Below are 19,223 nucleotides of genomic sequence, written 5' to 3' on the forward strand. Positions count from 1 at the left end.
AGGACAACTAATGGGGTGGTCGAGGGAATCAACAATAAACTTAAACTAATAAAACGGAGAGGCTATGGCTTTAGAAACTTTCGGAATTTTTGGGTTAGAAGTATGTTATCTTGGCATCTTGTATGTTGATTTAGCATAAAGGGTAACGAAGAGCCGATTTTCCATACAACATTTTATAAACTTCTCCTTGAAAAACATTTATTCCATTTTCTTAGGCTATTTTACAAAAACACTCATTTCAGGATGAGCGATCGCATCAAAAATATTACCATACAACAAATCTTGCTTGCTGACAACTTGAGAAGAATCATAAAGTGGCAAGATAGGTATATCACCTAAAAATGCAGCCCAAACCCCAAAGGTACTCGGTGGTGTCATAATCATATCGCACTTTGACAGTTCTGCCATACTTTCCAGGTAGTGTCCTTTGCCAACAGCAATGCCAGTGGCAAAATGTACGTTAAGATGTTTGAATAGCTCAAAATCTTGTGGTTCATCTGAGGCGACAACAAAGCCAACTTTAAAAGAAGTTCCAAACAAATCTTGAGCTTGTTGAATCCAGTCAATATATTGCTGGGTTTCAAAGAAATATTTACCTTCTAGCATAAACCGGTAGTCATACTGTCTGATGAGAACGCCAATTAGATAGTCAGACTTTTGTCTTAATTCTTGAATAAATTTTGTGGCTGTGGCTGTATGACTTTCTTTAAGTGCTAGGCACTCCCTAACAGTTTGCTGATGTTTTTCGACTAGCGGCCAACTTCTCACCTTCCATCCAGCTAAAAGTGTGAATTTTGCCTGATTTAATAAGTCAACATCATCGGGATTGTTTAGATCAAATTTATCTTTTTGCTTTCCTGGAATGTCTTTTAAGCCACTAACATCTTTGGCAATAATTGATTGTATATCAGGAGCAAAAGAAGCATAATTATACAGAAATCGAGCAATATCATTACGAATTCTGCTGCTGTTAGATATTTTATCAGGAAGAAACTGTAAAATATCTTTTAGTTTCTGCAAAGCTTGCCACTGTTTGTGCTTAGTGGGAAAAGTACAGGCAAGATTTTTTGACGTGTTTTCTAGTAGATGAGCATAGGGCCAGAAGGACAAATTAATCAAGTCGTACTTGTAATCATTCTCTGCTAAAAACGCTATGAGATGAGCGTAAGAAAACAACTGGTTGGCAAATCGACCGCCTCCGTGAGTGAAAATAATGAGATTTTTATCTTGTTTCATATAGTGTAGTGTCAAGTCATATTTTATCTAAAGATGGACTTAGTGCGACGTAGTTTGCGTATTGGAAATTTTCCATTCGAGACTGATACTCTCGTCTTTCAAGATAGGTTGGCATCACTTTATACATTTTAAACCCAGAATTTATCAAAATGTCAAAAATTTCCATTAGACTGATATGAGAATCTAGATTACAGCCTCCATACTCGAACTGAATAGCATCAATGAAAGTTGTGTTCAAATAGTCACCTAATCCCCTAAAAGCAGCTAATTCATGACCTTCAATATCAACTTTTAGTAAGTCAATATGACTAATATTATACTCTTTTATATAACTATCTAGACGGCGCAACTTAATCGTCTCTTTGTTAGAGAAATCAATTTGATAATGCTTTAAGTTTCTTTGGTATAAAGAAGCCAACCCACTTGATTTACTGTCATAGTAAATTGTTGCTTCTGTTTCACTATCGGATACACCAAATTGATTGAGTTTTATATTCTGATGGTTAAGAAATTTTTGCCGTAATACATTATAACAACTATTAGTTGGTTCAAAAGCGTGTATCTGAGGATGACGATTTATTATTGCCGCATATTCTAAGATTTTATGGATGTATAGCCCCACATTAGAACCGACATCAAAGATAACTGGTTCTTTGTTTTTCAAAGTGGCTAAAAAATCGCTAATAAATTTTGCTTCTCCATTGCTATCAAACTCACAATTTCCATTATTTTCTAGGGCATTAAATATCTTCAGGCATAAAGACTTTGTTTTTCGTAGCAACTGATTTTCATTTTTGATTTTGATCATGATAATTTCTCTCCAGGAGTTGCGGACAAAATACGGATTGATCTGGTAAAATCAGGTAAACTTTTGTGCATCAGGACAAATGACAAATTATTAGTCAATACTCTAGCATTAGTCTGCTTAGGTTTTCGTTGTTGATATCTTATCGTATTTTCTATCGTCTTGAATATATTTCTCCTTTTTAAACATATAGAGACCAGTGCCAAACTTTTTACTCGGATCGTATGAATCGTAAAGTTGCCTACCATATTGATACTTTTCCTCCACAAGTTCAAAGCCATCAAAGAGTTGCAGGACGTAGTCGCGTGTAAAAGCACGGCAGCCATTAAAATAAATTTTATTTTTCTCATCTACTGGTACAGAGAATAGAATTATACCGCCTAATTTAACAACTCGCTTGAGTTCCTTTACAGCTTTCTCACTACCCCAGGGATCGAGGGGATCGCCATATCTTCCCAAACCGATGTGTTCAATGACACAAAGAGAAGATAGACTCTCAATACTGTTATCTTCAAAGGGCAAATCCAGTACAGATCCTTCTTGAAAATACAAGTTTTTTAGCTCAATATCAATCGGTCTGATATCGATCATGGTAACTGGAACAAATTGGGATATTATGCCAATTGTTTTAACAGATGAACCCACATCATGGTGATGTTCGGGTTTAAGTTGAAAAATTTTACTTGCCGCCCAAGTATCTTGTAAAAAATATACAGGCTCTACCGGAGTAAACTCTGTCTTATCAGTCAAGCAAGGAATCCAGTCCTTTATTTTTAACTCAAAGTTCTTGTTATCATTATTAGCTTGAAAAACTCTATATTCATTTGAGAATAAAATTATATCAAATAATCCCCCTAACCAGTTAAGACTTAAGCCATACTGTTGTTTCAAAGTGCTATAAATGATATAAAGAACCTTAAGTAAGGTGAATTTGGAGAGGTATTGCTTTATTGTTTTGATACTAGCCATTTCGTTTCATTGTATTTAAAATCTCTTTTGTTCCAGGAAGTAACTTTAAAGTTGTCTGCTTCATTCCTTGTAATATTAATTTCAATCCTTGCTGAATTTTAGTATTTTGTTGTTTTCCATACTCTTCCCAAACCTTGGTATTCAAATCTTGACAATACTGAGCAAGGACAGGTTTAAATTTATTGGGAACGGAGATGATGACATCTTCAATAATTACAGTATATCTGTTCTTGACTAAATTTAAGCAATCGATTACAGCAGAAATATCTGACCAATGCTCAATTCGGTGTGGCGCAGGAGGAGGAGAGAGAAATAACCTTGCATCATCAATTAAGATAATGTGATCGTATGGAGAAGCATTGATTATTTCAAGTTCTTCAAGTAACGGACATTCGTCTTCTTCCCCGTAAGTCTGGCCGCCACTCCAATGAGCATCTAACCAAAACATACTTGGCTGTTTAAGGCTAGATACAATTTCTTGAAGTAACACTCTGCTATCTCCCTGGAGAAATTTGATGTTCTCTACATGACCATATTTCTGAGTTGCTTGCTGATACATTTCTGTAGAATACTCAAGTGTTATTACTTGCCCGAATTTCTGGCTGCTCCAGTAAGCCGTATTTCCCAGATAGGTTCCAGTTTCAATGAAGCTGTTTACCTCACTACATTCTTTCAACATAAGTATTAAGTCGTTTGGCGGTCCCATGCGTACTATTCCCATAATTTTCTCTCCACATTATTGTGAAATATCTTCATCTCTAATAATTGCCCAATGATTTTGCTTCATCTGTTCTTAGTTTCTTTTTTAACAAACCAATCAAGAAAAACTTTTTGGAGTTTCCGTAATACCATATTTTTGTTATCAGGAAACGATCTGAATAGCATTGGGATAACTTGAAGTTTACTGCTGTCTACAGTAATTCCACCATGCCATAAGAGTTTGACTGGTTGACTCGTAAATATGGTTCCATCATACCCCACAAATAAAAACACTTTGTATGGCGAGTCATCCCTCAATTCATCCAAGGAAACATCATAATCGCAAACCAAATCGTAATAAGTATTTAAGACAAAAATGAGATTACATGAGGTACAAAATACGGGCTTGTAACCTTTATTTTCTGCAAGCTTTACTATGGATTTTGCTGAACTACCCTGGCTAATAGAGAAGGTTTTTGCTTGAACAAACTCAACTTCGTTTGGTATAGTAGGATTGTACTCAATTATAACAATTTTAGGCTTATAAACAGAGAGAGATTCAAATACATAAAAATCTACTCCGTCAACATCTATAGATAACACATCAAAATCAGGAGGAACTTTTTGCTGTTTAAGGATTGTTTCAAGAGAATTATTTTCCTCAAATCCTATCCATTTATTAAGACATGATACCTGAGAAAAGTCTTTCATGTTAACCTTGAGTTTTTGGAATTTTTTTGAATCTCCTTCGATCAAGGTACCAGACCATCCCTTATTTTTCAATAAATTATAAACATTGCTGAGAAAAATTCCATCCCAAGCTCCAAATTCCACGCAGTGTCCATTACTAATTCCTAACCTTCGACAAATTTCTTCGATAATACCATCTTCTCCATGTTGGGAGTAGATACTCTTCTGATAGTTTTCCAGTGGCTCTTCCATCTTGCAAATCCTTGAATGAATCCTTAAACCAAGAAAGCACAATGTTAATATATCATACTTTATACATAAATGCTCCATTCAAAAACAAAATTTTATATTTGGCATTGCTAGAATTTTAGTCGCCAAGGATACAATGCCGCTTTACCCATAAGGATGAGATTGCCGTACATCCTTGGATAAAGTAAGTCAATTAAAAAGACAGTTGTTGCAAAGGATGCTATTGTCGCCCATAAAGCTCCAACGGCTGCATAGTGAGGAATCAACACATAATTTAGTATAACATTAACTAAAGAACCAATGATAGCTGTAAGCATTGAGTATTTAAATAAGCTCTCATTTGTAATAAACAAAGATTTTGCTACTCCAAAATTAGTAAAAAATAATCGAACGGCAAATAAGGATAGTAAAGTACCCGCCTCCTTGTATTCTTGACCAAACAGAATTATGACAATTTTACTAGACCAGAGGAAAATAGGGATAGAAACTAACAAAAATAAGATAAACATTAATCGGTAGATATTCTCCAAGCGATTAAAATATAGGCTGTTACTGGCTATCTTTGCCTCCGTTACGGCTGGTGCAAGGGATTGACATACAACCATAGGAATAAAACCGAACACTGCAATCAGTTGCATGGCTGCTGAGTATTGACCAACTTCGGCATCACCGATCATCTGACCCAGCATTACCTGATCGATATAGGCTTGTATCATTATAGCCAATCCTGAAAAAAACAGTGGCCAGCTTTCCCAGAGCAAGAATTTAGCCCGAGAGAGATTTACAGACCAATTCCTCAGGGACAAACCGTCAATCCTATAACATATAGACAAGCCGATTATCTTAATTGTTCCTTTAGCGGCCGTGGCGACGGCAAAAGCTATCAGGGAAGCCCTTAACTGTATCAGGAGGACTTTGACGATGCTGAAAACAAGAGAATCTGTAGTACGGCTAATTACCGTGTATTTGGATTTCACCTGCGACTGAAACCATAAATCAATCGTATCAAAGGCGAGTAAGATATTGCCCGCTGCTATAATCCCTACTAGCCAGTGCGACAAAGTATCCCCTGGTCGTAAATAGATTACTGTCCCTACACTCAGAAAAACTGCAATTGTTCCAGTTACTAATCTGATCACAAAAGTTGTTCCTAAAATTTCATTCCTAGAATTTGCATCTTTTTGAAATACTATTTCTCTGACAACAATTCCATTTAATCCTAATTGAACTAACGGCATGAATAAAGCGACAAGAGATAGTGCATAGTTGTATTGTCCATATCTATCTGGTCCCAAATACCGCGCCACCCAAATCCCTACAAACAGACCAATTCCTAAACTGATGAATTGCTCAAAAAACAACCAAGACATATTGCTGATTTGTTTTTTGAAGTTTGTGCCAAGTTTATCGTAATTTACTTTTAAGGTTTTTAACACGGCTTTTAATTAGTACTTAGTAATCGTATCATAGAGACGTTATCGCTGGCAATTTGCCAACATATTTACTCATTAATGCGTAACCATTGCGGCTTTTCGGTAGGTAGTATGCTAGGGACTATTTGCTTATCCTGAAAACCTTAGGCGTCAAGTCTGGTATTTGTGATTGCATAACAAGTAACGGAGAACCACCATTCCTATAGTAGCACATGATCAACTTTGCGACTGGTGGTCATCTGGTTTAATTTGCCGAATCAAATAGCGAACTTCTGACAGCAAAACCTCAAAACGCTTGTCTGACTCTTCCTGTCTTTGTCTCATTTCGGCAATTTCTGCTTGCCGAGCTTCATTTTCTTGCTGTTGTTGAGCAGCTATTTGTAACAGTGCTTGTGCAGTTATTCTTACCCCATCTACTGAGTCTCTGACTTCCGATACCGATTCTCGCAATTCCGAAACTGAGTCTCTCATTTCTGATACCGATTCTCGTAATTCCGAAACCGAGTCTGCTAATTCATCTAGCATCTCATCTGTCCATCTCGTCCGTTCTCCATCCCTTCTTGTCATGGCTTGTTTTTCTCCCTTCTCAGTTTCAATAGCTGCTTAAATTATAGATAATTATAGACGCGATCACCGCCATTTTCCTTAAGCTTACGATTGATTTTCTGGTTTAATTTGCCCAATCAGATGGCGGACTTCTGAGAGTAAAACTTCAAAACGCTTGTCTGACTCTTCCTGTCTTCGCCTCACTTCATCCATATTACGCTGTTGTTGTGCAGCAATTTGGAGTAGAGCGTTTGCCGTTAATCGTACCCCGTCCATCGAATCTCTAAGGTCTGCAACCGATCCCCTCAATTCCGAAACTGAGTCTGCCAACTCATCTAGCATCTCATCGGTCCATCTCGTCCGTTCCCCATTCCTTCTTGTCATGGCTTGTTTTTCTTTCTTCTCAGTTTAACCGACCGCGTAAATTATATACACAAATATACTCGCCGTCAATTTTCCCAGATACTCTTAATCTCCTGGCTTAATTTGCCGAATCAGATGGCGAACTTCTGACAGCAAAACCTCAAAACGCTTGTCTGACTCTTCCTGTCTTTGCCTGATTTCGACAATTTCTGCTTGCCGAGCTTCATTTTCTTGCTGTTGTTGAGCAGCTATTTGTAGCAGAGCTTGTGCTGTCAATTGTAACCCTTCTACGGGATCTTTAACCTCTGAAACCGATTCCCGCAATTCCGAAACTGATTCTCGCAATTCCGAAACTGATTCTTTGACACCCGAAACTGAGTCTGCCAATTCATCTAGCATCTCATCTGTCCATCTGGAGTGTCCGGATGAGCTTCTGGTCATGGCTGGCTTTTCTCCTTTGTTAATAAATGCTTACAATTGATTATCGACGCAATCTCCAGCAATTTCCCAATATATCTGGACTTCCCCCATACACAAATACTAAAAAATTAACAAAACCCTTACTGCAGGTCGCTTCTAAGAAAAAATTGAAAAGAGACTACTGGGTACATTTTTCCCTTGAAAATGGCTGTACCGTTGACTGTATCTGGAGTAGAGCGATTCCGTAGAGTTGGCTGTATAGTAGACCTCTTGCAAAAGTCTTAAGTCGATCCTTGTACAGCAACATTTTTGAAGATTATCAACTACTAATAAATAATTAACTGAAAGTCCCTCCCATTATTGTTTCTATCGTTTGTTTTCGGATTTATGCAAGAGGTCTAGTGATCCCTAACCTGATTCTAACAGATAGTGTCATTAATCTCTAGAGTAAGGGATTCCCTCTGTAGCCATGTTTTTGCTGGTTTTCTGCACCGAAACAAGCCATAATGGTCTAAAGGTCAAATTTGAAAATTTTTGCCTCAAACCCTATCTGCGTAAGGACTTCAGGATTTTGTATCCAGTAGTTCATTGGTATTGTATTGCTTTAACTCAGGCTCTGTAAGGCTTTTAGCCATAGCTAGTATGTTTATACGGGGAAGTTCAGATATATTTCCTCTCGACACATAACAGTTGCCACCATAGCACACAATCAGCTAAATTTTACAGTTGTATCGATTATTCATTCAGCCTCCAGGTCAATTCCCCTTGCCTTAAGTTGCGCCGCCAATCTGTCTGCCCTAGCTTTTTCTCCCTCAGCCCGCCGTTCAGCTTGTTCGGCTCGTTGTTCGGTTTGTTCAATCCGTTCACTACCCCACAATAGTAAATTACCTGATTGATCCCACCAGCGCAACCAATGAGCCGTTACTGCTGCTTTTTTCCCCTGCCATACTCCTAGAAATAAACCGATTTCTGCCCGCCAGTAACGATGATCCTCATCCGCTTTTTGTAACTCATACTTCCCTGATACTAAGCGATAAACTTCTAATTCTCCGCTTTGTGGTTGAAAAATAATATAGACAGGTACTTGTAAGATTCGCTCGTAGAAATACCACTTGCCATAGGGATAGTGAGGATTGATAGAATACTCCCCTCCCTCCGTTTCTGAGATGAATTCCATGACAATTGCTGGCACTTCCCCTTCTGCATGAGTCGTGTAGCTGCGGCGAATTTCTCCTTCTCCGATAGGTGCTACTGCGGGTACATAAACCCAATCGGGAGCTTTTACTACTGTCTTACCGCCAACGGTGGCGCAAATGCCAAAATTAGCAGCAATAGGACTCGCTTCCACAATTAAACTGGCTAATTCTAAAGATTCTCGCCAAGCCGCCGCGAGGAGGGGTTGTCGGGTGCTTTCCACTGGTTCATCAGGGAGGACAAAATCCGCTGGCAATTTCTCCCAGGTAATGGGGGGTAAAGTATCAGAGATGCGAGGTGCTAATGGGATCGTCATTTAGGCTCTCCTGTGATGGTGGTTATGGCGGTTTAGCTTGTTATAAGAGCAAATGAGTAAGCTGTTGACTATCTAAATTACTCGTTAAGATTGCAGGGTAGGACCGGAGCTGCGGGGCAGGGAGAATCAGTTTGAGCATTTGTACTAAAATTTTCAATACGCAGTTTAAATTCAGTACAGCTTATTGCCATTGGCAGAATAGTACATAATTTGTAACCGTTCAGGGGGGGTATGTCAAGCGGCCAGTGGCATTGGCTAGGTAGGGTAAACGCACCTTAATTTGGTAATTACCGGAAAAACTAGAATTGTCATTGTAGCATGGTGTTATGATGAAGCGGTGACTAATCGAACCAGATTGCTACCGCAAAATCTTTTAAACCGCGTCCACGGGGAACCCCGTAGTTTGCCTTTTTCGGCTATGATCTTTGCATAGCAATACTTTTAGGGGTTAATGGCCTGCCAGTGAGATTCCAGTTCTCTAGCTGGTTGCGGTTTATATCCTTTAAAAGTGTCCCGGAGTCAATTTCAGCTTTAGATGTCATATTCCTTACTCTATAAGGGTTGGGGGCTATTTTAAATAGATACCATGTTTGGACAAATTCCCAAATTATTCTTAAGCTATACTGGCATACTAGATGCGGTTTAATAGAGTTATCCCTTGACTATTTGATAATGATGAACAACCAACAAAACGGGGCTTTAAAAACCCAAAGTCAAGCAAATCTGCCAGTTTTTGACCAACCAGCTTTTATCCCCTCCGTCACGCAGGAAGAAGAGGAACTCAACCTGCGTCAACTCCTTTCCGTCATCAAGCATCGCTGGTGGTTAATCGTTGGCATCACCCTAGGGGTGACGGCTGCGATCGCTGGTTATACTTTCTCAAAAACCCCTATCTATCAGGGTAAATTCCTGCTGCTCATCGGTCAACCCATCGAGGAAAATAAAAGTTCTTCCAGACTGGCATCCCAAGATATCCTACCTCAGTTAGGTGGTGAAGACATCGATTATGATACCCAAATCGCCGTTTTAACCAGTCCGCAACTCCTTAACCCCATCTTTAGTAAAATAACTCCTCAATATCCCGACTTTACCTACAGTGATTTAATTAGTAAAACTGGCCAATCTGATCTCAAAATTAGTCAACAACAAGAGACGAAAGTTTTAGAAATTTCCTATCAAGATGAGGAACCGGAAAAAATTAAGCTGGTTTTAGATAATTTAGCCCGTCATTACCTAAACTATAGTTCTCAGGAACGGAAGACCGAAATTAATCAAGGGTTAGATTTTGTTAACGCTCAATTGCCCGTGCTGCAGGAACGAGTTAATACTCTACAAAAACAAATGCAGCAATTCCGGCAGCAATACAATTTCCTCGATCCCGATAAAGAGGCAACTCGTTTATCACAACAGTTAACCACCACTGAACAAGATTATCGGGCAGCCCAAGTTGCCCTTAACGAAATTAACTCTCGCTATCAGGCTTTACAGCAACAGGTGGGATTAGACCCTAATCAAGCAATTATCGCTACTTATCTCAGTGAATCTCCCGGTTATCAAGATTTGCTCAAGCAGCTGCAGGAAGTAGAAGTGGAATTGGCCAAACAATCGGCAGTTTTTGCCAAAGATAGCCCGATAATCGCCACCCTAGAGGAAAAACGGGCTAATTTACTGCCCCTACTGCAAAACGAAGCCCAGAGAACCCTAGGAGAAAAACTGCCCCAGACAGTGGGTGACTCCCCAGCTTTGGTGTCACAGAGCGCTCTGCGGGTACAATTAACCCAACAATTGGTGGAAGCCGCTAACAGTCGCAAAACCCTAGAAATTAAGGTAGAATCCCTTGCCCGGGCCCTCGAACAACAGAAAGCCTCGGTCAAAAATCTGGCGGTTTTAGCCCGTCGTTATACGGATTTGCAGCGAGAGTTGGAAATCGCCACCACCAGTCTCGACCGTTTTCTGGAGGAACAACAAAAACTTCAACTCAAGGTGGCACAACAAGTGGTGCCTTGGCAACTAATTTCCCCACCAGAAGTAGGGGAAAACTTCGTTTCTCCTAAACCTATGCGAAATCTAACTTTAGGGGTTATCGGTGGCCTTTTATTAGGACTGGGGGCGGCCTTTTTAGCTGAAAGATTAGACCCCGTTCATCATAGTGCAGATGAACTAAAAGAAGATACCAAACTACCCCTTTTGGGCGCAATTCCCTGGCAAAAAGACCTTGGCACCATCGAAAAAGTGATCACCGCCGCCCTACCACAGTTAACAGTCGGTGATCGCAAAATTACTATCCCTAATACTACTGGGAAATCGGCCGACGAAAACCCCTCCTACTATAATTTCTCCCCCTTCTCGGAAGCTTTCCGCACTCTCAACACCAATATTCGCCTCCTCGATGCCGATTCCCCCCGCAAGTCCCTCGTGGTTAGTTCTGTATCACCGGGAGATGGTAAAACCACCATGGCAATAAATATCGCTAAGGCCGCCGCTGGTATGGGACAAAGAGTCTTACTGGTGGATGCTGACCTGCGACGACCCCAGGTTCACCATCGACTTAATCTCGATAACGACCACGGCCTTAGTAATGTCCTCGCCGAGGGTCTCGATTGGAATGAGGCAATTCAACCTCTACCCCGTTACGAGAATTTATCGATTCTTACCGCCGGTGAAATTCCCCCAGATCCAACCCGCTTGCTTTCTTCCCAGAGAATGCAGGAGATGATCTCGCGTTTACAGCAAGAGCAAGCCTTCGATCTAATTATCTATGATCTACCACCGATCGCCGCTTTTGCCGATGCCAAAATTCTCGCCGCCATGGCCACCGGACTGGTTCTCGTTACCAAACTGGGCAAAACCGATCGCTTTGCCCTGAAAAATCTGCTCGAAGATCTGAGATTATCCCATATTTCCGTGTTAGGTTTAGTGGCTAATAATGTTAGTCGGAAAAACCATAATTATCGTTACTATGGCCATTACTACGGGAAAAGATAATTAAATTAAAGATAGATCCCCCCTTAATAAGGGGGGTTTCGATCCCCCCTTAATCCCCCCTGAATAAGGGGGGTTTCGATCCCCCCTTAATCCCCCCTTAATAAGGGGGGTTTCGATCCCCCCTTAATCCCCCCTTAATAAGGGGGGTATCTGATGGTTTTTAACACCTAACTACTTATTGATCGGTTATCAACTTTTAATTGATGTTAAATGCGGGTTTTAATCTGGTATCGGAATGATCTGCGAGTTCACGATCACGAGGCAATTTATCGAGCCATTCAAGAACAATTAGAGATAATTCCTTTCTATTGTTTTGATGAGCGTCAATTTGGTTTTACTTCCTACGGGTTTCCCAAAACTGGCAAGTTCCGGGCTAAATTTTTATTAGAAAGCGTAGCAAATTTACAACAATCTCTGGAAGGTTTAGGCAGTAATTTAATTATCCGACGGGGAAAACCAGAAGAAATTATCCCGCAATTAGTTCAAGAATTGCAGATAGCCAGGGTTTATTATCATCAAGAGGTTACAGCAGAGGAATTAGCGGTAGAAAAGGCTGTAAATAAGGCTTTATCTATAATTCCTGTGCAGATAAAAACTTTTTGGACAGCCACTTTATATCATCCTGATGATTTACCTTTTACCCTTAATCAACTGCCAGAATTATTTACTAATTTTCGTAAACAAGTAGAACGTCATTGGGAAATAAGAACAACTTATCCCAGTCCGAAAAAGTTGACAAAATTACCTAAAATAGATTGGGGAAATCTTCCTATTTTAAAGGATTTAGGCTTAACAGAACTAATTCTAGACCAGGGAGGTGTTTTATCATTTCAAGGGGGTGAAGTAGCAGGAAAATCACGGGTTAAAGAATATATTTGGGATAGTGATTCCTTAAAAACCTATAAGGAAACCCGCAATGAAATGTTAGGGACTAATTATTCCTCAAAATTCTCAGCTTGGTTAAGTTTTGGCTGTCTTTCCCCCCGTTATATTTATGAAGAAGTACAAAAATATGAGCAAACAAGAGTAAAAAATGACTCTACTTATTGGCTAACTTTTGAATTATTATGGCGAGATTTTTTTCGATTTATTTGCAGTAAACACGGGAATAAAATCTTTTATAAATCTGGTTTGCAAGAACTTAATTTACCTTGGCTAGAAGATTGGCAAAGATTTAATCTTTGGTGTGAGGGAAAAACTGGTTATCCCCTTGTAGATGCTAATATGAGAGAGTTAGCTGCTACAGGATTTATGTCAAATCGTGGACGGCAAAATGTCGCTAGTTTTCTGACCAAAAATCTCGGTATTGATTGGCGTATGGGAGCAGAATGGTTCGAGTCATTATTAGTTGATTACGATGTCTGTAGTAATTGGGGTAATTGGAATTACACTGCTGGTGTCGGTAATGACGCACGAGGATTTCGTTACTTTAATATCCCGAAACAGTCGAAAGATTATGATCCCAAAGGTGATTATTTACGTCACTGGTTGCCCGAATTAGCCCTAATAAAAGGCGATAAAATTCACGAACCTTATAAATTATCTCTGGAGGAACAAAAGCGTTATGGGGTGATTTTAGGGGTTAATTATCCTCGTCCTATTGTCGATTTTTTTCAATCAATTAAACACAACGAAAAAATTTATCTCGCCAAGTCGTTGCTGATTTGAGATATGAATCTTCTCTTGTGGGATTTTTAAAACCTAGACCCAAAATAACTTTTGGATACGATGCACAATTGCCATTTATACCTTGATTCAACAACGCCTCGAATTGGCATAGGCTTGACTTCGATTTCAACTCAGTTCCTTTATTTTATCGTGTAAGATAGTGATCGCACCACAACGCCCACCCTACTCCAATAGAAAGGCAAAAGATGACTACTACTCTTGAAAGCTTACAGGAATTTATTGATTTTTGTCAACAGCATATTACTGGCAAAGAAAGGAAAGAAGCTCAGATTTTCCTAGACCGTTTCTTTCGAGCTTTTGGTCATAAAGGTGCGTTAGAAGCGGGTGCAACTTATGAGGAGGCGATTACTAAAGGTAGCAAGAAAGGTAAAACCGGATTTGCTGATTTAGTTTGGAAACCTCGTGTTTTAATTGAAATGAAAAAGCGAGGAGAAGATTTAAGTAAGCACTATCCCCAAGCTTTTGAATACTGGAGTCGATTGGTTCCTAATCGCCCTCGCTATGTCTTATTATGTAATTTTGATCAGTTCTGGATTTTTGATTTTGATCTTCAAATAGATGAACCGGTAGATCGAGTAAATCTCAACGATTTGAAAAATCGGGTCAGTGCCTTCAATTTTATGGAAGTAGGGAATCGTACCCCTATTTTTCAGAATAATCAAGTCGAGATTACAGAAACGGCAGCGCGGCGGATGGGTGAGTTGTTTCAACTGTTAAAAAAACGCGGTCATAAAAGCGGTTTTGATGAGTTGACGGCCCAGCGATTTATTTTGCAGTGTGTATTAGCAATGTTTGCTGAGGATCGAGGATTATTACCGAGAGATTTATTTATTTCTTGTGTACAAGAATGTCTAAATGGTGGCAATTCCTATGATGTCTTGGGGGGATTATTTCAACAGATGAACCAACCCGGAATTACCCCCGTTGGTAAATATCAGGGAGTGGATTATTTTAATGGGGGACTGTTTAGTATAATTCATCCAATTGAATTAACTAATAAAGAATTAGAGTTTCTGGATGTGGCGGCGCGTCAGGATTGGAGTAAGATCCGTCCAGCAATTTTTGGTAATATTTTTGAGGGGACAGCTAATGCTGAAGAACGCCACACCTACGGGATGCACTTTACTTCAGAAGCGGATATTATGAAAATTGTTCGCCCAACTATTAGCCGTTACTGGGAGGAGAAAATTGAGCAAGCTGGGACGATTGGCGAGTTAAATACACTTCAGTTAGAATTACAGCAGTATAAGGTATTAGATCCGGCTTGCGGTTCGGGTAATTTTCTCTATGTCGCCTATCAAGAATTAAAGCGCATTGAACAGTTATTAATTGAAAAGATTGCTAACCGTCGTCGTTCTGCTAGTGACCAATTACAGATTAGTTTTGTTACGCCTAAACAGTTTTATGGTATGGATATTAATCCTTTTGCTGTAGAATTGGCGCGGGTGACTTTAATGATTGCCAGAAAGGTGGCGATTGATAGGTTTAATTTGACGGAAGCTTCTTTACCTTTGGATACTTTGGATAGTAATATTATCTGTGCTGATGCTTTGTTTACGGATTGGCAAAAAGCAGACGCAATTATCGGTAATCCTCCATTTTTGGGAGGTAAACACATGAGATTAAATCTCAGTGATGATTATGTTAATAAAGTGTTTGCGAGGTTTTCTGAGGTTAAAGACTCGGTTGATTTTTGTTCCTATTGGTTTCGTCTAGCACATAATCAATTAGATGAGAAAGGAAGAGCGGGTTTAGTTGGAACTAATTCTATTAGTCAAGGGAAAAGTCGTGTAGCAGCGTTGGATTATATTACTCATAATGGTGGACACATTCATGAGGCGATTTCTACTCAGCCTTGGTCTGGTGAGGCTAATGTTCATGTTAGTATTGTCAATTGGAGTAAAGTTGAACCAGTAAGTTATTATTTAGATAATCATCAAGTTTCTCAAATTAATTCTTCTTTAAAAGCGACTGTAGATGTCTCTAAATCTCCGCGATTAAAAGCTAATCTTAATCAATGTTTTCAAGGAGTGATTCCTGTTGGTAAAGGTTTTCTAGTTAGTGAAAAACAAGTTGATGAATGGATTAAACAAGATTCTAAAAATAGGAATGTCCTTAAGTTGTTTTCAATGGGAGCAAATCTAGCCCAAAATCCTCACGGTAAGCCAGAACGCTGGATTATTGATTTTAATGATATGAGTTTAGAGGATGCTAGTGAATATACACTACCTTTCGAGCATATTAAAGTAAATGTTAAGCCAGAAAGAGAGCAAAATAGACGAGAAGTTACTAAACTAAACTGGTGGAAATATGGTGAAAAAAGACCAGCAATGAGAACAGCAATTAAACCTTTAGATTGCTACTTTGCTGTTCCAGAAGTTTCCAAATGGGCAGTTTTTGTCCCTTGTCCCTGTGATTGGCTACCAGGTAATAAAACTAAAGTAGTTGCTTCCGATGATTATTATATCTTAGGTATTCTTTTATCTAACATTCACCGAACTTGGATGCACACCCAAAAATCTACACTTGCAAGCACAATAGCCTACACCCATAACACCTGTTTTGAAACCTTCCCCTTTCCCCAGACACCTTCACGGGAACTTGTCGAAAAAATCCGTCAAACCGCCGGGGAATTATACGAATACCGCAGCCAACAGATGGAGAAAAAACAATGGGGAATCACCAAACTATATAACCAATTCTTTAACGAACCCAGTAGCCAACTTTTTCAACTCCATCAGAAATTAGACAAGCTAGTAATGGAAGCATATCACTTCCAAGCTGACGAAGATATTTTAGAGAAACTATTAACCTTAAACCTGGAATTAGCAGAAAAAGAGAAGCGAGGAGAAACCGTCATCGGTCCCTGGTCTCCTTACTCTTAGATTACTCCAAAGCCTTACATTAGATTGAAACAATCTGAATTTCCCTGACTCGGTGCATTGGTTTGGTTGGCTTTTCGGTGGTGATTAGTTCATCAGCTTGAATTTGCAGCGCAGCAGCAACATGAAGTGCATCCATCGCCGCTAAACCGTAAGTGCCAGCAATTTCATGAGCATTCTGTATAATTTTTTCTAAGTCAGTTGCCCAGTAATTAACAGCCAGAAAAAATGTTTCGTAAAATTCTATTTCTTCTTGTTGCTTGTTAAAAGTTGCTTTAGGCAATACTTCTAACTGAACAAATCGACTGGAGGCAAACTCCCGATTTTCATCGTTGAGAATTTGATAGGCTTTGATACTGGCTGATTGGATGCCTTGGAAAGCAGTAATCAGTACGCCAGAGTCTATGTAGGCTTTCTTATGACTCACTGCACCCTCCTCGACGTGCAGCAAGTTCTTGTTCTATTTCCTCTTCATTGAGCAGTTGCAATCCAGCTGCGATCGCCCGATGTCGGATTTCCCATAACTTTTTGCTTAATGGTGTTTGGGGAATAAATTTAGCTTCTGGTGTTGTTTGTGACTCAGATTTAAGTATTTGAACAAATTGCCAAACTTTTTGTTGCTTTTCCGGGGTCAATTCTCGCCATTGTTCAAGTAGTTCTTCTTCTTTATCCATAAATACCTCGCTCTTAAGTAGCTGGTTATAATTAAATTAAAAATAGATTTTAGGTTCGATCCCCCCTTAATCCCCCCTTAATAAGGGGGGCATCTGATAACTTTTAACGCCTACCTACTTAAATTATGAATTATTTGCTTTTAAGCAATGCTCATTAATAAAAACCACTCCAGACACAACGGTTAGGAACTTTTCTACATACATGACTACCATTTCATGGGTACATTAAGAAAAGTTAACCGGTCTATCCATTGCTGGATAAGGCTTTTCGGCTCTTGTAGTAGATATGTATGGGTAGTTCATGTGTTTTAGGTGGGAACTGGTTCACCCGGCCGCAAACTAGACCATTTACCGGTTTCGCGCAAAAAGCTTTCACAACCCACCACATCCCACTCCATTTCGATATAATCTTCTTTGGTGCGAATGTTAACGTTAATAGAAGGGTTCTTCGCTTCAAAGTCCGGTGTCTCGGTGAGATGACGTTCCTGATGTTGTGTTTCTACGGCATGATAGGTGAGACAGCGATCAACAAAATAGCAGTTAATACAAATACACATAGGTTTAACTCTATAAGTCTTTTCCGCTAATCTAGCTCAGTCTCTCCCCAAATGGGGCCGGTCAAAATTATATTTTTGTAAATTTATCTTCTCGATGTCTTGTCAAAAAAACCTAGATAGTTTAGTTAAAGAAGTTTTTGCGATTAATCGGCAAGAATTGCCAGAAAATGCTTATTTAGTCGGTGGTGCTGTGCGAGACGCTTTATTAAACCGTCAGAAAGACTATATTGACCTAGATTTTGTGGTTCCCGAAAAAGCGATCGAAATTGCCCAAACTATTGCCCATCATTATAAAGCGGGTTTTGTGGTTTTAGATGCCGTTCGTCAAATTGCTCGCGTCGTTTTTCCCCAGGGGACTCTTGATTTCGCACAACAGGAGGGAGAATCTCTAGAAATAGACCTAAAAAGACGAGATTTCACCGTTAATGCTCTCGCTTATAATCTCCACACCCAAGAAATTTTCGATCCTTTAGGGGGATTAAAAGATTTAGGCTGCCAATCCCTGCGGATGATTTCCCCCGAAAATCTCCAGGATGATCCCCTAAGATTATTGAGGGCCTATCGACAAGCGGCTCAATTGGACTTTGAGATCGAACCCCATACCCGTGCAACTATTCGTTCTCTTGCCCCTTTATTGCACCGTGTAGCCGCCGAAAGGGTACAATCCGAGTTGAATTACCTTTTGCTCAATTCCCGTGGCAATAAATGGCTAAAAAGTGCCTGGGAAGATGGCCTATTATCTCTCTGGTTGCGTCGGATTACCCCCGCAAAAATGGAGCGAGTTATGGGGGTGGAAGCGGCAGCGGGATTTTTAGAATCTTTGTTACCGGAAAACTTTATCTTTTCCCCTTCTCAGTTACAGTTGACAAAATTGGCCCTATTGGTATCGGATATTTTGGCAGAAGCGGAAAAAGAGTTAATCGATCTCAAGTATTCCAGGGGTGAAATTCGCACGGTAATCACGGTGATTAAGTGTTTACCTCCTCTCAAGGAGGCAGATAATTTAAGTCTGCGGGAACAGTATTTTATTTATCTAAATACGGGAAAAGTATTTCCTGTCTTTGCCCTTTTTGCTCTATCAATGGGGATTAACAAAAATATCGTCGCTTCTCTGTTGACTTCCTATCTCGATCCCGATAATATTATCGCCCATCCCCGACCTTTATTAAGGGGCGATGATTTAATTAACCATTTACACCTGAAACCCAGTCCGATTATCGGTAAGTTATTAACCGAGGTACAAATTGCCCAAATTGATGGCCAAGTCACAGTTTTTCAGGAGGCGATCGATTTTGCTAAAAAGTTGTTATAAGTAGCTGGTTATAATTAAATTAAAAATGGATTTTAGGTTCGATCCCCCCTTAATCCCCCCTTAATAAGGGGGGTGCCGATCCCCCCTGCCCCCCTTAATAAGGGGGGTGCCGATCCCCCCTTAATCCCCCCTTAATAAGGGGGGTGCCGATCCCCCCTTAATCCCCCCTTAATAAGGGGGGTGCCGATAGGCGGGGGGATCTAC

General features: G+C 39.8%; 18 protein-coding genes. 5 read left to right on the forward strand and 13 right to left on the reverse strand.

What is annotated here, in order from left to right; all coding sequences use genetic code 11:
- A partial coding sequence (locus PN470_RS10220; protein WP_271936657.1) for a transposase occupies positions 1-129 on the forward strand: 129 nt, incomplete at its 5' end.
- Positions 130-216: 87 nt separating this feature from the next.
- Here the strand turns inward: PN470_RS10220 and PN470_RS10225 are convergent.
- The 10 genes from PN470_RS10225 to PN470_RS10270 form a co-directional block, all read right to left on the reverse strand.
- On the reverse strand, positions 217-1,236 hold the full coding sequence (locus tag PN470_RS10225; RefSeq protein WP_271936621.1) for an alpha-1,2-fucosyltransferase: 1,020 nt from the start codon (positions 1,234-1,236) through the stop codon (positions 217-219).
- A 16-nt stretch (positions 1,237-1,252) separates the two neighbouring features.
- On the reverse strand, positions 1,253-2,044 hold the full coding sequence (locus PN470_RS10230; protein ID WP_271936623.1) for an FkbM family methyltransferase: 792 nt from the start codon (positions 2,042-2,044) through the stop codon (positions 1,253-1,255).
- A 117-nt stretch (positions 2,045-2,161) separates the two neighbouring features.
- Positions 2,162-3,010: a DUF268 domain-containing protein gene (locus tag PN470_RS10235; RefSeq protein WP_271936625.1), complete on the reverse strand. Its 849-nt coding sequence runs from the start codon at positions 3,008-3,010 to the stop codon at positions 2,162-2,164.
- Positions 3,003-3,731 carry a hypothetical protein gene (locus tag PN470_RS10240; protein ID WP_271936627.1) on the reverse strand — a complete coding sequence of 243 codons (729 nt, stop codon included), beginning with the start codon at positions 3,729-3,731 and terminating at the stop codon, positions 3,003-3,005. Before PN470_RS10240 ends, PN470_RS10235 begins: the two co-directional genes overlap by 8 nt.
- A gap of 62 nt (positions 3,732-3,793) precedes the next feature.
- The gene (locus PN470_RS10245; RefSeq protein WP_149976177.1) at positions 3,794-4,651 is read right to left on the reverse strand and encodes an FkbM family methyltransferase; all 858 of its coding nucleotides are present in this window, start codon (positions 4,649-4,651) and stop codon (positions 3,794-3,796) included.
- A 107-nt stretch (positions 4,652-4,758) separates the two neighbouring features.
- On the reverse strand, positions 4,759-6,084 hold the full coding sequence (locus tag PN470_RS10250) for a flippase (protein WP_271936632.1): 1,326 nt from the start codon (positions 6,082-6,084) through the stop codon (positions 4,759-4,761).
- A 213-nt stretch (positions 6,085-6,297) separates the two neighbouring features.
- Positions 6,298-6,648, reverse strand: coding sequence for a hypothetical protein (locus PN470_RS10255; protein ID WP_271936634.1), 351 nt, complete (start codon positions 6,646-6,648; stop codon positions 6,298-6,300).
- A gap of 84 nt (positions 6,649-6,732) precedes the next feature.
- A complete protein-coding gene (locus tag PN470_RS10260) occupies positions 6,733-7,011 on the reverse strand; it encodes a hypothetical protein (protein WP_016515514.1) in 279 nt (92 codons plus the stop codon).
- 84 nt (positions 7,012-7,095) lie between these two features.
- A complete protein-coding gene (locus PN470_RS10265; RefSeq protein WP_271936637.1) occupies positions 7,096-7,431 on the reverse strand; it encodes a hypothetical protein in 336 nt (111 codons plus the stop codon).
- Positions 7,432-8,149: 718 nt separating this feature from the next.
- Positions 8,150-8,920, reverse strand: a complete 771-nt coding sequence (locus PN470_RS10270) for a Uma2 family endonuclease (RefSeq protein WP_271936639.1) — start codon at positions 8,918-8,920, stop codon at positions 8,150-8,152.
- Between the two features lie 672 nt (positions 8,921-9,592).
- On the opposite strand from PN470_RS10270, the gene PN470_RS10275 reads away from it, so the two are divergent.
- The 3 genes from PN470_RS10275 (at position 9,593) to PN470_RS10285 (ending at position 16,479) form a co-directional block, all read left to right on the forward strand.
- On the forward strand, positions 9,593-11,905 hold the full coding sequence (locus tag PN470_RS10275) for a GumC family protein (protein WP_271936641.1): 2,313 nt from the start codon (positions 9,593-9,595) through the stop codon (positions 11,903-11,905).
- A 210-nt stretch (positions 11,906-12,115) separates the two neighbouring features.
- Positions 12,116-13,573, forward strand: a complete 1,458-nt coding sequence (locus tag PN470_RS10280; protein ID WP_271936643.1) for a DASH family cryptochrome — start codon at positions 12,116-12,118, stop codon at positions 13,571-13,573.
- Positions 13,574-13,779: 206 nt separating this feature from the next.
- The gene (locus PN470_RS10285) at positions 13,780-16,479 is read left to right on the forward strand and encodes a DNA methyltransferase (RefSeq protein WP_272104481.1); all 2,700 of its coding nucleotides are present in this window, start codon (positions 13,780-13,782) and stop codon (positions 16,477-16,479) included.
- A gap of 19 nt (positions 16,480-16,498) precedes the next feature.
- Here PN470_RS10285 and PN470_RS10290 read toward each other — a convergent pair whose 3' ends face one another.
- The 3 genes from PN470_RS10290 to PN470_RS10300 form a co-directional block, all read right to left on the reverse strand.
- Entirely contained in the window at positions 16,499-16,903 is a 405-nt protein-coding gene (locus PN470_RS10290; RefSeq protein ID WP_043998020.1) for a type II toxin-antitoxin system VapC family toxin, read from the reverse strand.
- Positions 16,893-17,150 (reverse strand): hypothetical protein, encoded by a 258-nt coding sequence (locus PN470_RS10295; protein ID WP_002793765.1) that lies wholly within the window; start codon positions 17,148-17,150, stop codon positions 16,893-16,895. The genes PN470_RS10290 and PN470_RS10295 overlap by 11 nt, the downstream gene beginning before the upstream one ends.
- Positions 17,151-17,458: 308 nt before the next feature.
- Entirely contained in the window at positions 17,459-17,707 is a 249-nt protein-coding gene (locus PN470_RS10300; RefSeq protein WP_002795917.1) for a Ycf34 family protein, read from the reverse strand.
- Between the two features lie 94 nt (positions 17,708-17,801).
- Here PN470_RS10300 and PN470_RS10305 point away from each other — a divergent pair, with 94 nt between their 5' ends.
- Entirely contained in the window at positions 17,802-19,019 is a 1,218-nt protein-coding gene (locus PN470_RS10305) for a CCA tRNA nucleotidyltransferase (RefSeq protein WP_272104484.1), read from the forward strand.
- The last annotated feature ends 204 nt before the right edge of the window (positions 19,020-19,223 follow it).

This window comes from Microcystis sp. CS-574, assembly GCF_028329095.1.
Taxonomy (GTDB): domain Bacteria; phylum Cyanobacteriota; class Cyanobacteriia; order Cyanobacteriales; family Microcystaceae; genus Microcystis; species Microcystis ichthyoblabe_A.